Origin of the sequence: Nitratidesulfovibrio oxamicus (assembly GCF_015731765.1) — a bacterium.
GTDB classification, from domain to species: Bacteria; Desulfobacterota; Desulfovibrionia; order Desulfovibrionales; family Desulfovibrionaceae; genus Cupidesulfovibrio; species Cupidesulfovibrio oxamicus.
Map to the genome: position 1 here is coordinate 1 of NZ_VRYY01000490.1, position 1715 is coordinate 1715.

Annotated in this window: 3 protein-coding genes; all 3 read right to left on the reverse strand. The window is 66.1% G+C overall.

Annotated elements, in window-relative coordinates; all coding sequences use genetic code 11:
• A partial coding sequence (locus tag FVW20_RS14425) for a DUF1499 domain-containing protein (protein WP_504739161.1) occupies nucleotides 1-323 on the reverse strand: 323 nt, incomplete at its 3' end.
• 156 nt (nucleotides 324-479) lie between these two features.
• Entirely contained in the window at nucleotides 480-1061 is a 582-nt protein-coding gene (locus FVW20_RS14430) for a TetR/AcrR family transcriptional regulator (protein WP_167124612.1), read from the reverse strand.
• A 266-nt stretch (nucleotides 1062-1327) separates the two neighbouring features.
• A partial coding sequence (locus tag FVW20_RS14435; protein ID WP_196610165.1) for an Hpt domain-containing protein occupies nucleotides 1328-1715 on the reverse strand: 388 nt, incomplete at its 5' end.

A 1715-nucleotide genomic window follows, 5' to 3' on the forward strand; every position in this document is an offset into this window, starting at 1 on the left:
CCCAGGGCCACGGCCAGGCGGCGCATGGCCGTGGCCGCATCGCCGGTGAAGGGCAGCGGCTCGATGTACTGCCCGTCGCGCACGGCTCCCCCGGCCTGTGTGATGACGCAGTTGGGGCGGTCCGGGCAGGCGGGCAGGCGCACGGACCCGACAGGCTGATTTGCTGCGGCAGGCTGGTCTGACCCGTCAGGCTGACCTGGCTGCGCGGCATGGGCGGACCGGATCGATCCCGCTGGCCATGCGGACCACACGCCTGCCGCAAGAAGCAGCACAAGCAGCAGGGAGCGCAACACAGCGGGATCATGAAGGATGGACGAAGACATGGATGCCTCCCGTGGGTGCGGGGCGCGGGCGGCGGCATGATCCGCACCCCGGAAACGGGTCGGATGCAGGACCGGAGGCGCCGCCCCATGACAAACGGCAAGGGGCCGCCCCGTATGCGCGGAACGGCCCCGTGGAAAACGGTGCGGATGGCTCCGCTACGGCTTAAGGAAGCGGCTGACGTTGTCGATGACGTTGCGCAGCAGGTCGTCGGTGGGTTCCACGAACTGGAAGTGGATGGTGCGCACGATGCCCACCATGATGCCCACGATCATGCACGCGGTGTCCTCGACGTTGATGTCGGTACGCACCGAGCCGTCACGCTGACCCTCGCGCAGGGCCACCAGCAGGTACTCGTTGAGGTAGGAGTAGATTTCCTTGATGGCCAGGAACACGTCGTCGTTCCGTTCGCCGTAGCGGGTGGGCGCGTCGCGGAAGATCAGGCAGAACTCCATGCGGTTCTTCTTCACGAACACGTAGAACGACTTGATGATGGAGACCACCTTCTCGACGCTGGTCTCGGGGGCGCGCACCTCGAGATACTTCTCGATGTCGCTGATGAGCTGATCCTTCACGTTGCGGATCAGGGTGAGGAAGATGTCGTCCTTGGTCTTGAAATGGCGGAAGATGGTGCCTTCCGCCACACCTGCTTCCTTGGCGAGGAGGCTGGTGGGGGTGTTGTTGAACCCGCGCTCGGCAAACAGCTTGGCGGCGGTAAGCAGGATGGTGTCGCGCTTCATGTCGGAATCCTTTCAGTGTCTGCCGCGATACGGCAGAAGCGAGGAGTGAACACTCAAACGAGAGAAGGCTAACCCCACTCCCGAGCGGTGTCAACGTTGGTGTGGGGTGTACATGCAATCCGTGCGGGATGGGCGTCCGTTGCCGAGTTGTTTCGCCCTTTGGCGGGCTGTGCAACACATGGAAGGAACAGGAAACAGCATGGCAAATGGTACGCCCCGGCCTGGGTGGCCGGGGCGGGATGGGTGCGTGTTGTCCGATGGGTGCGTCAGCCTCGGCGGGTAGCCTGCCCGACGCGCGGGGCCAGGGCGATGCGGTTGCGTTCCACGGCGGCTTCCAGTTCGGGCAGCAGGTCGCGCACCGCTTCCATGTCGTCGGCGGTGGCGGCCCGTTCCACGCAACGGGCAATGCGTTCCAGCACTCGCAGGCCGAAGCTTTCCGCCTTGCCCGCGATGCGCGCCGCGGCTTCCTGCACGGCAAAGGTGCTGCCGTCGGCCCGGCCACGCCGGGCGTCGTCCAGGGCGGCATCAAGGGTTTCCAGCAGGCCGGGGATGAAGGGGTCGATGTCGTCGCCCATGTGGCCGTGCGGCTCTGTCCGCTGGCCGCCCGAAGCAGCGGGCGGAACGGGAGAAACCGGACGCGGCGGGGCGGTGCCG

Excerpts from the sequence above, each read along its gene's own strand:
- FVW20_RS14430 (WP_167124612.1), bottom strand. The coding sequence starts at position 1,061 with ATGAAGCGCGACACCATCCTGCTTACCGCCGCCAAGCTGTTTGCCGAG.